At 40.8% G+C, this 17697-nt stretch carries 17 protein-coding genes; 3 read left to right on the forward strand and 14 right to left on the reverse strand.

Annotated features, from left to right (window positions below; translation table 11 throughout):
- Positions 1-64: 64 nt before the first annotated feature.
- Positions 65-613: a CvpA family protein gene (locus ACXYSN_RS04350; protein WP_458636287.1), complete on the reverse strand. Its 549-nt coding sequence runs from the start codon at positions 611-613 to the stop codon at positions 65-67.
- Entirely contained in the window at positions 610-912 is a 303-nt protein-coding gene (zapA, locus tag ACXYSN_RS04355; RefSeq protein ID WP_004252047.1) for a cell division protein ZapA, read from the reverse strand. The genes ACXYSN_RS04350 and zapA overlap by 4 nt, the downstream gene beginning before the upstream one ends.
- An 86-nt stretch (positions 913-998) precedes the next feature.
- On the opposite strand from zapA, the gene rnhC reads away from it, so the two are divergent.
- The 3 genes from rnhC (at position 999) to recD2 (ending at position 4954) form a co-directional block, all read left to right on the forward strand.
- Positions 999-1880 carry a ribonuclease HIII gene (rnhC, locus tag ACXYSN_RS04360; protein WP_458636288.1) on the forward strand — a complete coding sequence of 294 codons (882 nt, stop codon included), beginning with the start codon at positions 999-1001 and terminating at the stop codon, positions 1878-1880.
- Positions 1881-1883: 3 nt separating this feature from the next.
- Complete coding sequence (gene lepB / locus ACXYSN_RS04365; protein ID WP_025169989.1) at positions 1884-2498, forward strand: signal peptidase I; 615 nt, start codon at positions 1884-1886, stop codon at positions 2496-2498.
- 89 nt (positions 2499-2587) lie between these two features.
- Positions 2588-4954: an SF1B family DNA helicase RecD2 gene (gene recD2, locus ACXYSN_RS04370; protein WP_458636289.1), complete on the forward strand. Its 2367-nt coding sequence runs from the start codon at positions 2588-2590 to the stop codon at positions 4952-4954.
- Between the two features lie 46 nt (positions 4955-5000).
- Here recD2 and tig read toward each other — a convergent pair whose 3' ends face one another.
- From tig to ACXYSN_RS04430, 12 genes are all read right to left on the reverse strand, one after another.
- Positions 5001-6284, reverse strand: coding sequence for a trigger factor (tig, locus tag ACXYSN_RS04375; RefSeq protein WP_458636290.1), 1284 nt, complete (start codon positions 6282-6284; stop codon positions 5001-5003).
- A gap of 112 nt (positions 6285-6396) precedes the next feature.
- Positions 6397-7029 carry a response regulator gene (locus tag ACXYSN_RS04380; RefSeq protein ID WP_458636291.1) on the reverse strand — a complete coding sequence of 211 codons (633 nt, stop codon included), beginning with the start codon at positions 7027-7029 and terminating at the stop codon, positions 6397-6399.
- An 11-nt stretch (positions 7030-7040) separates the two neighbouring features.
- Complete coding sequence (locus tag ACXYSN_RS04385; RefSeq protein WP_458636292.1) at positions 7041-8039, reverse strand: envelope stress sensor histidine kinase LiaS; 999 nt, start codon at positions 8037-8039, stop codon at positions 7041-7043.
- Positions 8036-8734 carry a cell wall-active antibiotics response protein LiaF gene (gene liaF / locus ACXYSN_RS04390; protein WP_458636293.1) on the reverse strand — a complete coding sequence of 233 codons (699 nt, stop codon included), beginning with the start codon at positions 8732-8734 and terminating at the stop codon, positions 8036-8038. Before liaF ends, ACXYSN_RS04385 begins: the two co-directional genes overlap by 4 nt.
- A gap of 94 nt (positions 8735-8828) precedes the next feature.
- Positions 8829-9830 carry a type 2 isopentenyl-diphosphate Delta-isomerase gene (gene fni / locus ACXYSN_RS04395; RefSeq protein ID WP_458636294.1) on the reverse strand — a complete coding sequence of 334 codons (1002 nt, stop codon included), beginning with the start codon at positions 9828-9830 and terminating at the stop codon, positions 8829-8831.
- Positions 9808-10821: a phosphomevalonate kinase gene (locus ACXYSN_RS04400; protein WP_458636295.1), complete on the reverse strand. Its 1014-nt coding sequence runs from the start codon at positions 10819-10821 to the stop codon at positions 9808-9810. Before ACXYSN_RS04400 ends, fni begins: the two co-directional genes overlap by 23 nt.
- Complete coding sequence (mvaD, locus tag ACXYSN_RS04405; RefSeq protein ID WP_458636296.1) at positions 10808-11761, reverse strand: diphosphomevalonate decarboxylase; 954 nt, start codon at positions 11759-11761, stop codon at positions 10808-10810. Before mvaD ends, ACXYSN_RS04400 begins: the two co-directional genes overlap by 14 nt.
- Entirely contained in the window at positions 11743-12621 is an 879-nt protein-coding gene (gene mvk, locus ACXYSN_RS04410) for a mevalonate kinase (protein WP_458625284.1), read from the reverse strand. Before mvk ends, mvaD begins: the two co-directional genes overlap by 19 nt.
- Positions 12622-12827: 206 nt before the next feature.
- The gene (locus ACXYSN_RS04415) at positions 12828-13517 is read right to left on the reverse strand and encodes a response regulator transcription factor (protein WP_458625285.1); all 690 of its coding nucleotides are present in this window, start codon (positions 13515-13517) and stop codon (positions 12828-12830) included.
- Positions 13518-13528: 11 nt separating this feature from the next.
- Entirely contained in the window at positions 13529-14953 is a 1425-nt protein-coding gene (gndA, locus tag ACXYSN_RS04420; protein ID WP_458625286.1) for an NADP-dependent phosphogluconate dehydrogenase, read from the reverse strand.
- A 76-nt stretch (positions 14954-15029) separates the two neighbouring features.
- Entirely contained in the window at positions 15030-16469 is a 1440-nt protein-coding gene (gene mapZ, locus ACXYSN_RS04425) for a cell division site-positioning protein MapZ (protein ID WP_458636297.1), read from the reverse strand.
- A complete protein-coding gene (locus tag ACXYSN_RS04430) occupies positions 16462-17640 on the reverse strand; it encodes a THUMP domain-containing class I SAM-dependent RNA methyltransferase (RefSeq protein ID WP_458636298.1) in 1179 nt (392 codons plus the stop codon). The genes mapZ and ACXYSN_RS04430 overlap by 8 nt, the downstream gene beginning before the upstream one ends.
- Positions 17641-17697 lie beyond the last annotated feature (57 nt).

Below are 17697 nucleotides of genomic sequence, written 5' to 3' on the forward strand. Positions count from 1 at the left end.
TTTTTAAATCAATCTCTTACTTTTGAAATTGTAAACAAAAGGCTAGGAATAGTTCCCGCCCTTTTTATCCGATTAATTTGGTAACCCAAAGCTGCTTAATCAAACTGGTCGTGAATGGAATGCTTTGGATGATATGTCTAGCTACAAAGCTATTTTCAAGTGAATTTTGAACAATTTGCAATGGTACAGTCGCGAGGATCGTTAGCATCATCTGGAGAACAAATAAGGTTACTCCGACTGATAGAACACCCGCACCGATACGGTAGTATTTCCCATCAAGTATCTTAGTTGGCACCAGGTTTACAAAAAGACCAAGCAAACGACTGATGCAATAAAAGACTGTAAAGGCCAAGAGGAAACCGATACCCGCATAAAAAACCTTATCCAATTGGAAAAGTTGATTGGATGGGAAAAAGAAAGTTCCCTGTCCTTCCTGGGGATTGGCATAAGGAATTAACAAGTTGAACTTCTGTCCTAAAGACTGGTAAGACTTGCTTGCTAAATAAGCGGAAACAATCGTCGCTACAAGATAAAAAGCTTGTAACACGATTCCTCTGCGATAGCCAATATAAAAGCCCCAAGCAAGAATTAATAAGAGTAGGATAGAAATCATAGGGAATCCTCAATCTTACTCTGTTCTTGTTTAGCCGCAACCACCTTATAACGGAGTGATTCTAACTCTTGCTCCTTATCATCAAACTCAATCTCACGGCTAAGCTGGGTAGACAAGCAGTTAACTGCTAAGAGGATAGCTACTGTCTCATCATCAGCTCCAGGCATTTGTTCTTTAATTGCTTCATATTTTTCCGTCGCAACCTTGGCAATCTCCTCCATAAAAAGATTGTCATGTTCAGTTGTCAGCGTTAATGTTTTTTTCCCAAATGTAAACTTGAATCGATTTAAATTTGCCATAAAATTCACCTCACGATATTATACCAAATTTCACTAAGTTTGTCAGTTTTAACCAATTTTACTGCTTTTATGGTACAATAGAGACTATGGCAAGTATCACATTAACACCGAGTGAAAAGGAAATTCAAGCTTTTGTTCAAAAGCATGAGCAAGCTCTCGCTCCAAGTAAAAATCCTTATATTCGCTACTTTTTCAAGCTTCCTCAAGCCAGTGTTTCCGTCTATACATCTGGGAAAGTCCTCTTGCAAGGTGAAGCTGCTGAAAACTATGCCAGCTTATTTGGTTATCAAGTAGCACAAGTTACTAGCGGGCAAGATTTCCCTTTGATTGGAACAGATGAGGTTGGAAATGGTTCCTACTTTGGTGGTCTAGCTGTTGTAGCATCCTTTGTGACCCCTGACCAGCATGATTTTTTACGAAAACTCGGCGTTGGGGATTCTAAAACACTGACAGATCAGAAGATTCGTCAGATAGCTCCCCTTCTTAAGGAAAAGATCCAACATCAGGCACTACTGCTTTCTCCAAGTAAGTATAACGAAGTCATTGGAGAGCGCTACAACGCTGTTTCTGTCAAAGTGGCTCTCCATAATCAAGCAATTTTTCTCCTCCTTCAAAAGGGAGTTGAGCCAGAAAAGATTGTCATTGATGCCTTTACGAGTGCTCAAAACTATGATAAGTACTTAAAAAATGAAGCCAATCATTTCTCAAATCCAGTTACACTTGAGGAAAAAGCTGAAAGTAAATACCTGGCTGTAGCTGTTAGCTCCATCATCGCGCGTGACCTCTTCCTAGAAAATCTTGAAAATCTAGGACGAGAACTTGGTTTTCAACTTCCAAGCGGGGCTGGAACGGCTTCTGATAAGATAGCTAGCCAAGTCCTTCAAGCTTACGGTATGCAGGGACTCAACTTCTGCGCCAAACTACACTTTAAAAATACTGAAAAAGCAAAAAAAATGCTAGAAAGGTAAATTATGAAATACATTATAAATTTTTTAAAAGAATGGGGAGTTATCATTCTACTTATCGCACTAGTAGGGCTTAGTCGTCTCTTTCTCTGGAGTAATGTGCGTGTAGAAGGACACTCAATGGACCCTACTCTAGCAGATGGAGAAATCCTCTTTGTGGTAAAACATCTCCCAATCAATCGTTTTGATATTGTGGTTGCTCATGAAGATGAGGGAAATAAAGATATTGTGAAACGGGTAATCGGATTACCCGGTGATACCATTCGTTATGAAAATGATAAGCTTTATATCAATGGACAAGAAACCGATGAACCTTATCTAGCAGAGTATCTCAAACGCTTTAAAGAAGATAAACTCCAAAGCACTTATACTGGAGATAGTTGGGATGGGAAAAAAGGCGAGTACTTCAGAAGTCTTGCTGAAAAAGCTCAAGCATTCACCTTAGATGTAAATTACAACACTAGCTTCACCTTCACTGTTCCAGAGGGGCAATACCTCCTACTTGGTGATGACCGTCTGGTATCTAGTGATAGCCGACACGTTGGTACTTTTAAAGCAAAAGATATCATTGGAGAGGCAAAATTCCGTTTCTGGCCACTCAAACGTATCGGAACAGTTTAAAAATACTAAGAGGCCGAGAATACCAATCTCAGCCTCTTCTCATTCTATTCTGAATGATCTTTTCTCATTCATGAATGTAAAGGAATTATATGGAAGTCTATTTTACAGGTACGATTGAACGTATTATTTTTGAAAATGTCAGCAATTTTTACCGTATTCTCCTCTTAGATATAGAGGATACCAATGCTGAGGACTTTGATGATTTCGAGATCATTGTGACAGGAACTATGGCTGATGTCATCGAGGGAGAGGAATACACTTTTTGGGGGCAGATTGTCCAACACTCCAAATACGGAGAGCAACTACAAATTACCCGTTACGAAAGAGCAAAACCAACTAGTAAGGGCTTAGTCAAGTATTTCTCAAGTAGCCATTTCAAAGGGATTGGTCTCAAAACTGCCCAAAAGATTGTGGAACTCTATGGAGAAAATACCATTGATGAAATCCTGGAGCATCCTGAGAAACTCGAAACCATCTCAGGACTATCTTCTAAAAGTCGTGAGGCCTTCGTTTCTACACTTCGTCTCAACTACGGAACTGAAATGGTTTTGGCCAAGCTTGCAAACTACGGGATTCCTAATAAATTAGCTATTCAAATCCAGGATACCTATAAAGAGGAAACCATCGATATCGTTGAAAATTATCCTTATCAGTTGGTAGAAGATATCAAGGGTTTGGGCTTTACCATCGCTGACCAATTGGCGCAGGAATTGGGGATTGAAAGTCAGGCACCTGAACGCTTTCGAGCTGGCCTTGTTCATAGCCTTCTAAATGCATGTATGGAAAGTGGAGATACTTATGTTGAAGCCAGAGATCTATTAGAAAAGACTCTAACCCTACTTGAATCCTCACGACCTGTGGAATTAGAACCCAGTCAACTTGCACAAGAATTATCCAATCTCATTGAAGAAGAAAAAGTTCAGCAGGTTGATACGAAAATCTTTGACAACAGTCTCTTTTTCGCTGAAGAAGGAATTCACAATCACCTCATTCGTATTCTTGAAAAAGAAGACCCCAATAAACACGAAATAAAAACTATCCAGGAGCATATCGCAACTGTTGAGAAGGAATTAGGCATCCAATACGATGCCATTCAAAAGCAGGCTATCTGCGACGCTATCCAAAACAAGGTCTTTATCCTGACAGGTGGACCTGGTACAGGTAAGACCACTGTTATCAATGGGATTATTGGTGTTTATGCCCTATTAGAGGGGCTCGACCTTCGGAAAAAAAGTAGTCTACCGATTCTCCTTGCTGCTCCAACCGGTCGTGCAGCACGTCGCATGAATGAACTGACAGGCTTGCCTAGTGCAACGATTCACCGCCACTTGGGTATGACTGGAGACGATGATACCAGTCATTTGGAGGATTATCTAGATGCTGATTTTATCATTGTAGACGAGTTCTCTATGGTGGATACCTGGCTAGCCAATCAACTCTTCTCCAATATCTCCTCTAACAGTAAAATTCTCATTGTCGGAGATAGTGACCAGCTGCCATCGGTTAGCCCTGGTCAAGTCCTGGCTGACTTACTCCAAATTCCAAGCATTCCTCAAACACGCTTGGAAAGAATCTACCGTCAGAGCGAAGAATCAACCATCGTCACCCTTGCTAGTCAGATTCGTCAGGGAATTTTACCTGCAGATTTCACTCAGAAAAAAGCAGACCGTTCCTACTTTGAAATCGCTAGTAGCCATATCCCTGCGACCATTGAAAAAATCCTAGATGCTGCTATCAGAAGTGGCATTTCTGCTCGTGATATCCAAGTTCTAGCTCCTATGTACCGTGGTACAGCAGGGATTGATGCCATCAATCAACTCATGCAAGAACTGCTCAATCCTCTTCAAAAGGGACAAATTAGTTTTGAAGCAAGTCAGTTTCATTATCGCACAGGCGATAAGGTCATTCATCTCGTTAACGACGCAGAAGTCAATGTCTTTAATGGAGACTTAGGCTATATTACAGACCTGATTCCTGGAAAATACACTGAATCCAAGCAAGATGAAATCATGATCAATTTTGATGGCAACGAGGTATCCTATCCTCGAAATGAATGGTACAAGATACGCCTCGCCTATGCTATGAGTATTCATAAGTCTCAGGGTAGTGAGTTTCCAGTTGTGATTTTACCGATTACCAGTGCTAGCAAGCGCATGCTGGAGCGTAATCTCATCTACACTGCTATCACTCGCGCCAAAAGCAAACTTATCCTACTTGGTGAACTGCAGGCCTTTGACTATGCAACCAAGCACATCGGAACAGCTCGCAAGACCTATCTGATTGAACGTTTTAGTGATTTAACCGAAACATCTGAAGAAGTAAATGAGTCTATTCTTGAACCCACTGATCAGACTGATTCTCAGCAATCCTACATTCTGACCGAAGAGAACTGGACCAGTATTCCAGCAATGATTGGGATTAGCCAGGATGATCTTCAAGAATTTTTCGGAAAATAAAGCATAAGAAAGCCCACCTATTCGGTGGGCTTTTTATCTTTTCAGATTATTTTACTGTTGCAGTGCTTGTGATCAATTCAACAGCTTTTTTGATTGTGATATCGTGTTTCAACATATCAGCTGAAAGCAAGCTTTGTACTTGAGCAACTTCCATGTTGTAGTCTGCAGCCAATTGCTCGATTTCTTTTTGGATTTCTTCTTCAGTAGCGTCAAATCCTTCAGCTTTCGCAACTGCTTCGATAACAAGGTTAGTCTTCGTACGTGACTCAGCTTCTGCTTCGTATTGTTTGTGAAGGTCTTCTTGAGTAGTTCCAGTGATTTGGAAGTACATGTCAGGGTTGATACCTTGACGTTGCAAGTTGCCAAGGAATTCATTTACTGAACGGTGAACTTCTTCGTGGATCATTTCTTCTGGAAGGTCAACGATTTCAGCGTTTTCTACAGCTTTATCGATTGCTGCACCTTCAACGGCATCTTTGTATGCTTCTTCTTTAGCAGCAGCCAATTCTTTGCGGTATTTTTCTTTCAATTCGTCAAGAGTTTCAACTTCTTCGTCGATGTCTTTTGCAAGTTCATCGTCAAGAGCTGGAACTTCTTTAGCTTTTACTTCGTGGATAGTTGTTACGAATTTAGCTTCTTTACCTGCAAGATCTTCTGCTTGGTAGTCTTCTGGGAATGTTACAATAACGTCAACAGTTTCACCAGCTGAGTGTCCAACCAATTGGTCTTCAAATCCAGGGATGAATTGTCCTGAACCAAGTCCAAGTGAGAAGTTTTCGCCTTTTCCGCCGTCAAATTCAACACCGTCGATAGAACCAACGAAGTCGATAACAACAGTGTCGCCGTCTTCAGCAGCACCATCTTTGATTACCAATTCTGCCAAGTTGTTGCGTTCACGTTCGATACGTGCATCTACATCAGCGTCAGTTACTTCTTTATCTACATCAACTGATACTTCAAGGTTTTTGTATTCACCCAATTTAACTTCAGGTTTTGTAACAACTTCTGCAGTGATAACCCAGTCTTGACCTTTTTCCATAGAAGTTACGTCAATTTTTGGTTGAGCAACGACTTCAAGTCCAGCTTCTTTTACAGCTGCTTCATAAGCGTCTGGCAAAAGAGCGTTCATTGCATCTTGGTAAAGAGCTTCTTCACCAAATTTTTGGTCGAAGATAGGACGTGGAAGGTGACCTTTACGGAAACCAGGAACGTTAAGAGTTTTCTTTACTGAGTTAAATACACGGTCCAATTCTGGTTTGATTTGGTCTTGAGAGATAGTGAAAGTCAAGACACCACGGTTTGTTTCTTTGTTTTCAAATGATACAGACATTCTGTCATTTCTCCTTAAAATTTTTAATACAGTCCATTATACCATATAGTAGCGAATTTTTTCAAGTAATGGATGCGCTTTTCATCCATGCTTGAGTTACATCTTAGCTTCCTTAAAATTCGTCAGGAGCTACCAGGTGATGCTGAAAGGCGTAAACAGCTACCTGTGTACGGTCACTAACCTGAAGTTTAGCCAGAATGTTCGAAACATGAGTTTTAACAGTCTTTAGGGAGATAAAAAGCTCATTCGCAATTCGCTGATTTTCATAGCCCTTAGCGATTAGCTGAAGGACATCCCGTTCACGAGCTGTCAGATCTTCATGTAGTTCGACGTGATTACGGTTGTATTCCACCTTCTTGCTCACCTCTTGTTCAATAGCGAACTCACCAGCTGCTATCTTACGAACAGCATGTAGCAACTCATCTGCGCTCGAAGTCTTGAGCATATAACCTCTAGCTCCAGCATTCAAAACCGGCATGATTTTTTCATTGTCTAAGTAAGAGGTCACAATCAGGATTTTAGCCTCTGGCCATTCCTTGAGTATAGCTAGGGTAGCGTCAATCCCATTGACTACAGGCATGACAATATCCATGACAATCACATCAGGACGCAGCTCCAAGGCCATAGAAATTCCTTCCGCACCATTGGTTGCTTCTCCTACAATCTCTACATCATCTTGTAATTCAAAATAACTTTTTAAACCCAGACGCACCATTTGATGGTCATCTACCAATAATAGTTTCATCTTACTTCCTCTTATTTATCCAAATCAAGCAAAGGAATACGGATATCAACAGCTAACCCTTGCTTGGGCGCTGTTAATAATTGTATAGTCCCAGCCATATCTTCTACACGTTCTTTGATATTTCGCAGACCATAGCTCAGTTCGTCTCCATCATCTAGTTGAAAACCGCGCCCATTGTCTGCCACCTTCAACTGCAATTCAGTTTCCGTTTGATAAAGGTAAACATCCAGACAAGAAGCCTGCGCATGCCGAAGGGTATTACTGATCAATTCTTGGACAATACGGAAAATATGCTCTTCTATCTTTTTAGGTAATGCAGTTACCTGATATTTAAAGCTTACCTTTAGATCACTTTTTTCTTCTAGTTCTTTAAGGAGTATCTGAATCCCCTCCACCAAACTCTTTTGTTCCAGTTCAATAGGACGCAAATGCAATAGTAGAATACGCAAATCTCTTTGGGCTGTCTCTAAAATAGCAGTCACACTCTGGAGTTGTGTCTGCATCTTCACTCTGTCTAACTTGGAAGCTTGTTGACTGAGGCCTGATAAAATCATATGGGCAGCAAAAATTTCTTGACTAACCGTATCATGCAAGTCACGCGCGATTCGCTTGCGCTCCTTTTCAACAATTTCTTCTTCCTTGACCAAGGTCTGATTGTCTGCTTTTTGGATAGCTTCTGTCAACAAGCCAAGCTTTCCTGACAAGTTTCTAAAACTTGTGTCTAAATCTGCATCTCCAAGACTTTTAATATCTTTACCGGCTAGCAGACGTTTAAGATTTGATTGGATTCTTCTTCTTGAAATTTCGTCAACCATTGTCCAGAATAGGACAATCAAAAAGGCTAGGGCAAAACTAAACATCAAAGCCAGAAATAGGACTTTTTCTGTCTTTTCTAAATCTTGGAAGAGAGAGCTCCACTCTAAATTCAGAACCTTAAAAATGCTTCGAAATAGAAAGGCGACAAAGAGGAATGAAGTGATACCAATTAAAATATAGGGCTGTTTTTTCATCCTCGCACCACCTCAACATCTCCAACCATAGTTGTCAAAAGAATCTTAACACTCTTTGGACTCTTGAGATAATCTCTGGTTTCTTGGTGGAATTGTTCATTGCGTAAAGCACGTTTAGGTTGATCAAAGAAGGTTAAATCTCCATACAAAGAATTAACACTAAGGCTGACTTCCACATCCACTGGTACAATAATTCTGGTTGTGCCGACTAGTTTTCTCAAGATGATGACATTATCATGATTGCTCAAAATCACGTGCTCTAGATGAATGGTATCCTTCCCCATGAGACGAAAAAGATTGATATCATCAAAGCGGCAAGTCTGGTAGCTTGAGAAGTGGTGGAGATTTCCAAACCAGCGATTTTTCTCCCTCTTTACTGTCACTACTTCTTCAAAAATCAGATTAGTATCTTCTCTTTCCTGGTTCATCATAGGATAAAGTAAGAACAGACTGTAAATCAAGGCTACAAAGATGGCTAAAATGACAAAGGGATTGAGCATGATGATAAAGAAAAATAGAATGCTCACTGCTACTAAAATGAAGTTATTACCCTGCCTTCCAATATAGTATCGAATCAGCAGTAAAAACAAGAGCAAGATCAGCAGAAAACGGGAAAAATGCTCTGATACCATCATAATCAGAGCTCCTGTCAATAAACAAGCTTCAATAAATAGAAAAATTTGAAATTTTCTCATGTAACCGTCCTCTCTATTTTATTGTATCACAAAACCAAAATGTCACATCAGTCTGAGGAATGATAAAAAGACCGGGATCAAAATCCCGACCTCCTTATAGTTGATCTTTTGCTTCTTTTAATTTCCCATAAAGGAGATAGTCGACCTTTTGCAAATCCTCAATCCTTGCACAATTAAGGACACACATAATCAAGCGTAGGTCTTCCTTCCAACCTTCAACAATGGAAATAACGACATCAACTGAGTAATTCTCAACCAGCTCTAACATGGTGCGTGAGAGTCCAACAGCCTTGGCTCCAAAGACCAAGCATTTGATGATGTCTAGTGGATTGCGAACACCTCCGCTTACCAGAAGCTCCATCTTATCTTTCCAGTCTTGGGCATTGATAAGAGCCTGCATGGTCGATTGCCCCCAATCATTGAGGTAGTCCCGTTGACCACTACGACGATTTTCGATATAGGCAAAACTAGTTCCCCCACGGCCAGACAAATCAACCGTACGTATGCCTATCTCGTATGCCTTAGCAATGGTCTTTACATCCATGCCAAAGCCGACCTCTTTTAAAACAAGGGGCACAGAGATTTGTTCAGCATAATCTTTCAGATTACTTTGCCACAATCTAAATTGACGCTCACCTTCTGGCATGAGCAATTCCTGCATAACATTGACATGAACTTGCAAGAGAAGGGGATTCATCTCTTTTACCGTCTGCAACCCCAGTTCTACAGGCTTGTCTAAACCAATATTGGTTCCGAAAAGAAGGTCAGGGTGATTTGACTTGACAGAGAAAGAATTGTCCGATGGATCCTTAAGAGCAGCACTGTAAGAACCTGTCACAAATAAAATCCCGCAGGCCTCTGCCACCTGGGCTAATTTTTGATTGATTTCTCTGCCCCGATCACTCCCACCTGTCATGGCGTTAATATAAAAAGGAAAGTCCCATTTACGCCCTGCAAATTCTGTCGAAAGATCAATTTCATCTAAGTCATATAAGGGTAGAGAGGAGTGGATTAACTCCACCTCATCAAAACTATTATAAGAACTTTTTTGTTCAAGGGCATAGCGGATGTGCTCATCCTTCCGATTTATCGTCATGTCCTATCCTTTCTTGATATAAGAGCTCAATCCCTAGATCAGCCCAGCGTTTTTTCAGTAATGTGGTCGAATCTTGGTCAAAACTAAGGGCAATGCCGCAGTCTCCACCACCAGCACCACTACTTTTAGCAACAGCTTTCAAGTCATGACTGGCATTTTTTAATTGTCTGAGAGAAGGGGTGTAAATATCTGAACTCAAGTTTTCTAAGAGTTGACTAGCTTGTTCTAGTAGCTCCATTATCTTTTCTTCTTGGCCTTCATGCAAAGCCTGCACAAAAGAGCCTACAGTTTCTTTTGAAGCCTGCAAAAAACTAGCATTCATATTGTTCTTGATTTGCTTAACCATGTGACTAGACACCGCTACTTCCTTGGTCCAACCTACCAGAAAATCAAAGTCCAAGGCCGGTTCAACACTCCTAATAGAAAAGCCCCAATCACGTGCTAATACAGTTGGCAAGTCTTCCTTTTCTAGCCATTGTGCCACTTTCTCCCGATCAAATGACTGATAGAGTACCAGGGCTTCTGAAACGATACAGGCGATGTCACCCATGGAACCATTGTCTCCACGTTTGAGAAGTACAGCACTCGCCAGTTTAAACAAAAGGTCTCTTTCGGCTGGCCTTTCATAAAAAGCAAGCATAGCCTTGATAACCAATACAACGACGCTACCACTAGAACCCAGACCAAACTTCTTACCTTCACGCTCCATTTTCCCGCGAATATCTATGGAAAAAGGACGCAAGTCAACTCCTTGGGCAGTCAAATACTCCTCCACCAAAGCTACTGTTTCTTGAATCAAGGCATAAGAAGAATCCGGTCGCATATCTACACTATAAGTAAACATATCTGAGTAAAGTCGATAAACTTCTGAGGACTCAATCTCAGCTGTCATATAGATGGGAATAGCTTTTATTAGCGCCAACTGTCCTGGTTCTAAAATGGCATACTCCCCAGCCCAATAGAGCTTCCCACAAGTTTTAACAATCGTCATCTTGGCTCAAATCCTTTGTCTTTGAAACGATTAAGCGATAGCGTTGACCTAAAAGTTTTGATAGATGTTCCAAGTCTTTTTCTAAACAAAGAACCTTTACATTAGGCCCCGCATCCATGGTGAAGTAACAAGATTCACCTTGTTCTCTAAGCTGACGAACGAAATCCATAGCCTCATAACTCGCATCTGTCAGATAAGAGAACGGCGGATTTGCAGTTTTTGTCGTAGCATGCATAGCCAACGCGTTCTTCTCTGTCAATTCTCCAACTTTCTTAAAGTCATTTTCCTTGAGATGGACTAACATATCCTTGTAGTCTTGTTCAGACTGACGAATCCACTCATCAAAAGTTGTCGAAGTCTCCACACAGAGCTTCATCCCATCTCGACTGGAAATTGGTTTTTTCTGGTCTTCCAAGACCAACATAATCATAGCTAATTTCAAGTCAGTTTCGACAGGATAGATTTCTCCACTATCCTTGTCCCAGGCTGCCAAGGGGCCATAAAAACTACGAGATGAGGAACCCGATGCAAACTTAGCTTCCAAGGCCAATTCTATGCGGTTCAGCCCAAGTTGGAAATAGGCATTACAAGCTTTGACTAGAGCAGACAAACCACTGGAACTTGAAGAAAGGCCTGCTGCTGTTGGCATATTGTTCTTGGTATCGATACGAACAAAACCTGCTCCTTCAGGACGGTAGCGGTCAATGATTTTACGCATCTTTTTATGTTCAGCTTCATTTTGCAACTGACCATTGATGTAGAAAGCATCCGAGCTTGCATCTGCTGGCAAAGGTGAAAGTGTCGTCTCCGTATACATATTTTCTAAAGTCAGAGAGATACTGCTAGTCGCGGGAACCATCTCTTTTTCTTTTTTCTTACCCCAATATTTGATAATAGCAATATTGGCATAGGAACGTACTGTTACAGGCTTTCGATCCATGTCTGAACAGCTCCTTTCTCTTCTAATCTTTCTGCTAGTTCTTGCGCTTGGCTTACATTAGCAACCAAAGCAATGATGCAACCTCCTAGACCACCACCACTCATCTTGGCACCTAGGGCACCATGTTCAAGGGCAGTTTCAACCAAGGCATCTGCCTCAGGGCTACTAACTCCAATTTCTTTTAAATTTCCATGAGCTTTGGTTAGAATTTCTCCTAGCTTCACGGCATCTTTTGTTTTTATTGCTTCTTCTGCTTCTTGGGTTAATTCTCCTAATGCATGCAAGAAAGGCAGAGCTTCCTTACCTTTGTTCTCTACGACTTGGATAGCTTCACGAGTATTTCCATAAACTCCAGTATCTGCAATGATCAGATAAGCTGACAAATCCATAGCTAATTCTTCAAAACCAACATTCTTGATAAAACGGATAGGTTGGTCACTAAGACAAGTCTTAGCATCTAAACCACTAGGATTCATATGGGCAATCATCTCCGCCCGATTGACCAAAATCTCTAAAACATCATGCGGAAGTTCTGCCTGGTAATAATCAAATACTGCACGGATGGCTGCAATACTTATGGCTGCTGAAGATCCCATCCCACGTTTTTCAGGAATAGCCGAGTCGATTTGACAACGGATGCAAGCATCTTTGATATTTAAATACTCGAGAGACGCATAAACAGCCATAGACAAGGTGTCCTCTTCAAACAGACGCCATGGTGTCGCCGCTGGTACCACTCGACAAGTCACTTCAACCTCTAAAAGAGGCAAAGAAATGGCTGGGTAGCCATAAACCACTGCATGCTCTCCGATTAAAATAATTTTACTATGTGCCTGACCGACACCAACTTCTTTTGTCATTTAATCCTACTATCAGACGAAAAGCGTCTGTTTCTAGATAAAATTTTAGAACTTTATTCCTTTCTATTTTATTATATTTTCACAAAAAAAGCGATTGTTTCCTTTCAGTTTCACCGAGCAAGAAATATATTTAATGATTAACTTAAAAAACGGTTTGAACTTGTTTAGATATTAAAAAAGCAGTTACATAACTGCAACTACTTTTTCTACTCTTGCATGGTATACCCAACACCACGCACAGTTTTGATGTAGCTCTTTTGACCTTTTACGTCAAGCTTGCTACGTAAATAACGGATATAAACATCCACAATATTGGTTTCGGTCGCACTTTCATACTTCCAAACACTTTCCAGCAACTGCTCACGAGTTAAGACCTTTTTGCTTCCCATAAGGGTTGCTAAAAGATCATACTCACGCCGAGTCAAAGCGATCATCTCATCGCCACGATAGACAGTGTGGTTTTCTAAATCCATACGCAGATTGCGATAGGATGTAGGAACCTTCATCTGACTACAATGTTGATCAATGAAGTCCCGACCTCGGAAAATCGCTGCAATACGACTGACCAAATCATCGATAATGACTGGTTTATAGATATACGAAACAGCGAAACGCTGGATTGTTTCAAGTTGGTCTTGCAATTCTTCTCGATGATCCAAAATCATGATAACCGAGGCTGGCTTGGTCCGACTCAACTGTTCTGCAAAATCCTGGGCTGTCATATCCCCTAGATGAGCATTCAGTAAAATCAAGTCATAGTCTGTCTGAAGAGCCATGGAAAGGGCTTTTTGCCCCTCTTCTACCTGATCAACTCGGTATTGCTCTTTTTGGAGTTCCAGACTTAAAAAATGAGCTAGATTTCTTTCTTTCTCAAGTAATAAAATCCGTTTCCCCATGGCTGACCTACTTATTTTTCGTCATACCAAGAGTAGTGGAATGTTCCTTCTTTATCCTTACGTTGGTAAGTGTGGGCACCAAAGTAGTCACGTTGTGCCTGGATCAAGTTCGCTGGAAGATCAGCTGAACGGTAGCTATCAAAGTAAGTAATGGCTGCTGAGAATGTTGGTACTGGTACACCAGCTTGAACAGCAAGAGCTACGATATCACGAACTGATTGTTGGTACTTAGCAGTGACATCTAAGAAGTACTCATCCAAAAGAAGGTTAGGAAGATCTGCATCACGGTTGTATGCATCTGTGATCTTTTGCAAGAAACGAGAACGGATGATACATCCATCGCGCCAGATAGAAGCGATGTCAGCAAATGGTAAGTTCCAGTTATTCTCTTTAGAAGCTACACGCAATTGCGCAAAACCTTGTGCATAAGAAATGATTTTTGAGAAGTAAAGAGCTTGGCGGATTTTTTCGATCAACTCAGCCTTGTCACCCTCAAATTTGAAAGCAGCTGGTTTTGGAAGAACCTTACTAGCATGAACACGTTCTTCTTTGTAAGTAGAGATGTAACGCGCAAATACTGACTCAGTGATAAGAGACAATGGCACACCAAGGTCAAGTGCTGATTGGCTAGTCCATTTACCAGTTCCCTTGTTACCTGCAGCATCAAGGATATAGTCTACAATTGGTCCTTCATGACCTTCATCATCTTTACGGCTCAAGATATCAGCTGTGATTTCAATCAAGTAGCTGTCCAATTCACCCTTGTTCCACTCAGAGAAGATTTCAGCCATATCTTCTGCTGAAAGACCAAGCAAGTGTTGCATAAGATCGTAGCTTTCTGCGATCAATTGCATATCACCGTACTCGATACCATTGTGGACCATTTTCACGTAGTGACCAGCTCCATCAGGACCGATGTATGTTACACATGGTTTTCCATCTTCTGGTGCTTTAGCAGAGATTTCTTCAAGAACATCTGCTACCAAGTCATAAGCTTCTTTTTGTCCCCCAGGCATGATAGAAGGACCTTCAAGGGCACCTTTTTCACCACCAGAAACACCTGTACCGATAAAGTTGATACCTGAGTTCGCCAATTCTTCATTACGACGAATAGTATCTTTATAGAAAGTATTCCCTCCATCGATCAAGATATCACCTTTATCCAAGTGTGGAAGAAGGGCTTGGATTGTTGCATCTGTACCAGGTCCTGCTTGAACCATAAGCATAATACGACGTGGTTTTTCAATAGAGTTTACGAAGCTTTCGATATCATAGCTTGGCACAAAGTTTTTATCAGGATGGCAAGCAATCACATCTTCAGTTTTTTCTTTACTACGGTTATAAATAGCAACTGTATAACCACGAGATTCGATATTAAGGGCAAGGTTACGACCCATTACGGCCATACCAACAACACCAAAGTTAGCTTTTGTCATGTGACACTCCTCTTATTTAATATGTTTTATTTTATCATGTTTATCTGTGAAAAGAAAGAATTTTATAACAATTTAACTAGTAGTCTAAATCATCAGCATGGCCAGAACCATTCCCTACAAAGTAACCTGTCTTACAGTTAAGGGTAAAGAGATAAGTTCCATCTGGTTTATAAAGATTGTAGTAACCATTGCCATTAACAATATTCACACGTTCCAAGATATATTTGTTTCCAGTGATGTATCCACGCGCACGTGATGTCTCAAGAATTCTTTCAAGGACACCATCTGCAAATGTCCAAGCAGGGTTACTGCTGTCATTAACAGCTGATTGATTGTACGGTACTCGGCTCACACCTCTTTGCAAATTAACGCCTTCACTCGATAAGCCACCATTAGTAGATGCAGAAGAATCGCTTATTGAAGTAGAGGGACTGCTTTCTGTAGTTGGACTTGACACTTCCTGGCTCGCTGCTGTTGTCGAATCTGTCGTCGTACTTGCTAGTTGACTCTTACCAAGACTGATTGCTTTATCTAGCAATTTATCAATTTCTGTATTTCCAGTTTTGATATCTGTAAATTTCGCGTCTGCTTTGATTTTTGCGTTTGTATCCAAGACACCATCTGTAATAGCTGGAGTTTCAAATTGAGAATTAACTTCTTGAATTGCTTTTATCTGAGTTTCCAAGCTATCATATTTTGATTTGGCAAGAGTGTATTCTCTCGCTCCCTCAAGTTTATCCAGAAGCTCCTTCAATTGATTCAGTTGACTAAACTGGCTATTTTTAAGAGCCGTTTTGTTTTCATCGGTATAGAATGTATCGTAGAGAGTATTAAATTGTTCCAAAACTGACTGATTACTTACCAGACCTGAATCTGCCGCTTTCGTTTGAATTTCTTGAGAAGAACGAGAAATTTGGCGATAAACGTAATATGAACCTCCCAAAATTAAGAGGAAGACTAAAATAATGACTGACAGGATTGCCAATTTTTTCTTACTTTTTGGCTTCTCAATAGGCTGATCAGAACGAGACAAGGGTTGCAGTTGTTCGTCAGTTTCTTCATCAACTACTGCAGCTTGCGAATTAGCAACTTCAGCCATTTCAACAGCATCCAATTCGTCTTTAAAAGGTTGCTCGAGAACTTTTGTTTCTTCAGCATCAACTTCTTGAGCTACAATCTCCGTGGTCTCTGCAGCTACTGCATCTGCAATTGTTTCCCCTTCTGAACTTGATGTATTTTCTTTTTCAGTCGTTTCTCTCACTTCTTGAATCATATCATCCAAGCTTTGAGCAGGCTGGTCTTTTTTTGTTTGTAAATTTTCAAACTTATCAGCTTCGATTTCTTCACGATGTTGTTTAATATATTTGTCCAAGACCGTATCTTCTGGAGTTACACCTGCCTCAACTTCTTCGTTCTTACGAATGGCCTGACCAACCGTTAAATCTTTCGCTTCTTCAAATTCAAATTTAGATTCTTGCTCACCCTTATGATGGTGGTTACGTCTTTTCTTACTCATTTGCATTCCTTTCTAATTTGACATCTTGTCTTTTCACTCGTTGACCAAAATATTGATATAAATCAACTTTCAAGGTACCGTTATAGAGTTTCCGTTTTTTATCTGCCTGACTACCATATTTACTTTCAAAAGCTTCATCACTAGTCAGGATAAATTTACTCCATGTTTTAAGGGGGGCAAATACTTCTCCCATCTCAGCATAGAGCTTGGTTACTCCTGCATCATCTGACAAGCGTTCTCCATACGGTGGATTCGAAATAATAACTCCATTGATCTTGTCCGTTCGCAAATCCTGCACGCGCATCTGCTTAAAGTGGATATCCTTAGAAACTCCCGCAGCCTGAGCATTTGCCTTAGCAATTTCCACCATGCGGCCATCGATATCACAGCCCATGATGTCTAGCTCAATTTCACGATTAATCTTCTTGCTAGCTTCCGTACGAATTTGCTGAATTAACCGGTCGCTAACCCAGTTCCAATCCTCGAAAGCAAAGGAACGGCGTAAGCCTGGCGGCATATTACGAGCAATCATAGCTGCCTCAATACAGAAGGTTCCTGAACCGCAGGTCGGATCAATCAAGGGTTTATCAGGATACCAGTTTGATAATTGCAGAATTGCTGCTGCCATGTTCTCTTTAATAGGAGCACCACCTTTTTCAGTACGATAACCTCGTTTGAAAAGACTAGAGCCACTTGTGTCAATCATGATAGTCGCAACATCTTTAAGAATTGAAACCTCTATTTTAAACTCTGGACCATTTTCCATCAGCGGAACACCTTCTGGTCGAGCATAATGTTTCTGCAATTTCTTGACAACTGCCTTTTTAGAAATAGCCTGGACACTAGGTTCGTTATGAAGTTTTGATTTGACACACTTAGCCTTAGAGATTGGGAAACGTGCTCCGAGTGGAAGATAGTTTTCCCAATCTAAGGCAAAAACTCCTTGAAAAAGCTCTTCAAATGTTTTTGCGGGAAAAGTCCCAACAACAATCTTGATCCTATCTGTAGCTCGTAGCCACAGATTGCTTTCAACAATTGTCTTCACATCTCCTTCAAAGCGAACGCGACCATTCTCAACTTGACAATCATAGCCAAGTGCACGCACTTCACGACCTACAACAGCCTCTAAGCCTGCTGCAGCAGTCGCTATTAAGTTAAATGTTTGTTTCATGTCAGTCTTTAAAGACCTTTCTCTTGTTCACCTTTAAAAAATGAGGTTGAGAAAATT

The organism is Streptococcus sp. V869, assembly GCF_054353515.1.

Bases quoted from the DNA above. Each gene is read 5' to 3' on its own strand.
- ACXYSN_RS04350 (WP_458636287.1), bottom strand. From the start codon at position 613: ATGATTTCTATCCTACTCTTATTAATTCTTGCTTGGGGCTTTTATATT.
- zapA (WP_004252047.1), bottom strand. From the start codon at position 912: ATGGCAAATTTAAATCGATTCAAGTTTACATTTGGGAAAAAAACATTA.
- rnhC (WP_458636288.1), top strand. From the start codon at position 999: ATGGCAAGTATCACATTAACACCGAGTGAAAAGGAAATTCAAGCTTTT.
- lepB (WP_025169989.1), top strand. From the start codon at position 1,884: ATGAAATACATTATAAATTTTTTAAAAGAATGGGGAGTTATCATTCTA.
- recD2 (WP_458636289.1), top strand. From the start codon at position 2,588: ATGGAAGTCTATTTTACAGGTACGATTGAACGTATTATTTTTGAAAAT.
- tig (WP_458636290.1), bottom strand. From the start codon at position 6,284: ATGTCTGTATCATTTGAAAACAAAGAAACAAACCGTGGTGTCTTGACT.
- ACXYSN_RS04380 (WP_458636291.1), bottom strand. From the start codon at position 7,029: ATGAAACTATTATTGGTAGATGACCATCAAATGGTGCGTCTGGGTTTA.
- ACXYSN_RS04385 (WP_458636292.1), bottom strand. From the start codon at position 8,039: ATGAAAAAACAGCCCTATATTTTAATTGGTATCACTTCATTCCTCTTT.
- liaF (WP_458636293.1), bottom strand. From the start codon at position 8,734: ATGAGAAAATTTCAAATTTTTCTATTTATTGAAGCTTGTTTATTGACA.
- fni (WP_458636294.1), bottom strand. From the start codon at position 9,830: ATGACGATAAATCGGAAGGATGAGCACATCCGCTATGCCCTTGAACAA.
- ACXYSN_RS04400 (WP_458636295.1), bottom strand. From the start codon at position 10,821: ATGACGATTGTTAAAACTTGTGGGAAGCTCTATTGGGCTGGGGAGTAT.
- mvaD (WP_458636296.1), bottom strand. From the start codon at position 11,761: ATGGATCGAAAGCCTGTAACAGTACGTTCCTATGCCAATATTGCTATT.
- mvk (WP_458625284.1), bottom strand. From the start codon at position 12,621: ATGACAAAAGAAGTTGGTGTCGGTCAGGCACATAGTAAAATTATTTTA.
- ACXYSN_RS04415 (WP_458625285.1), bottom strand. From the start codon at position 13,517: ATGGGGAAACGGATTTTATTACTTGAGAAAGAAAGAAATCTAGCTCAT.
- gndA (WP_458625286.1), bottom strand. From the start codon at position 14,953: ATGACAAAAGCTAACTTTGGTGTTGTTGGTATGGCCGTAATGGGTCGT.
- mapZ (WP_458636297.1), bottom strand. From the start codon at position 16,469: ATGAGTAAGAAAAGACGTAACCACCATCATAAGGGTGAGCAAGAATCT.
- ACXYSN_RS04430 (WP_458636298.1), bottom strand. From the start codon at position 17,640: ATGAAACAAACATTTAACTTAATAGCGACTGCTGCAGCAGGCTTAGAG.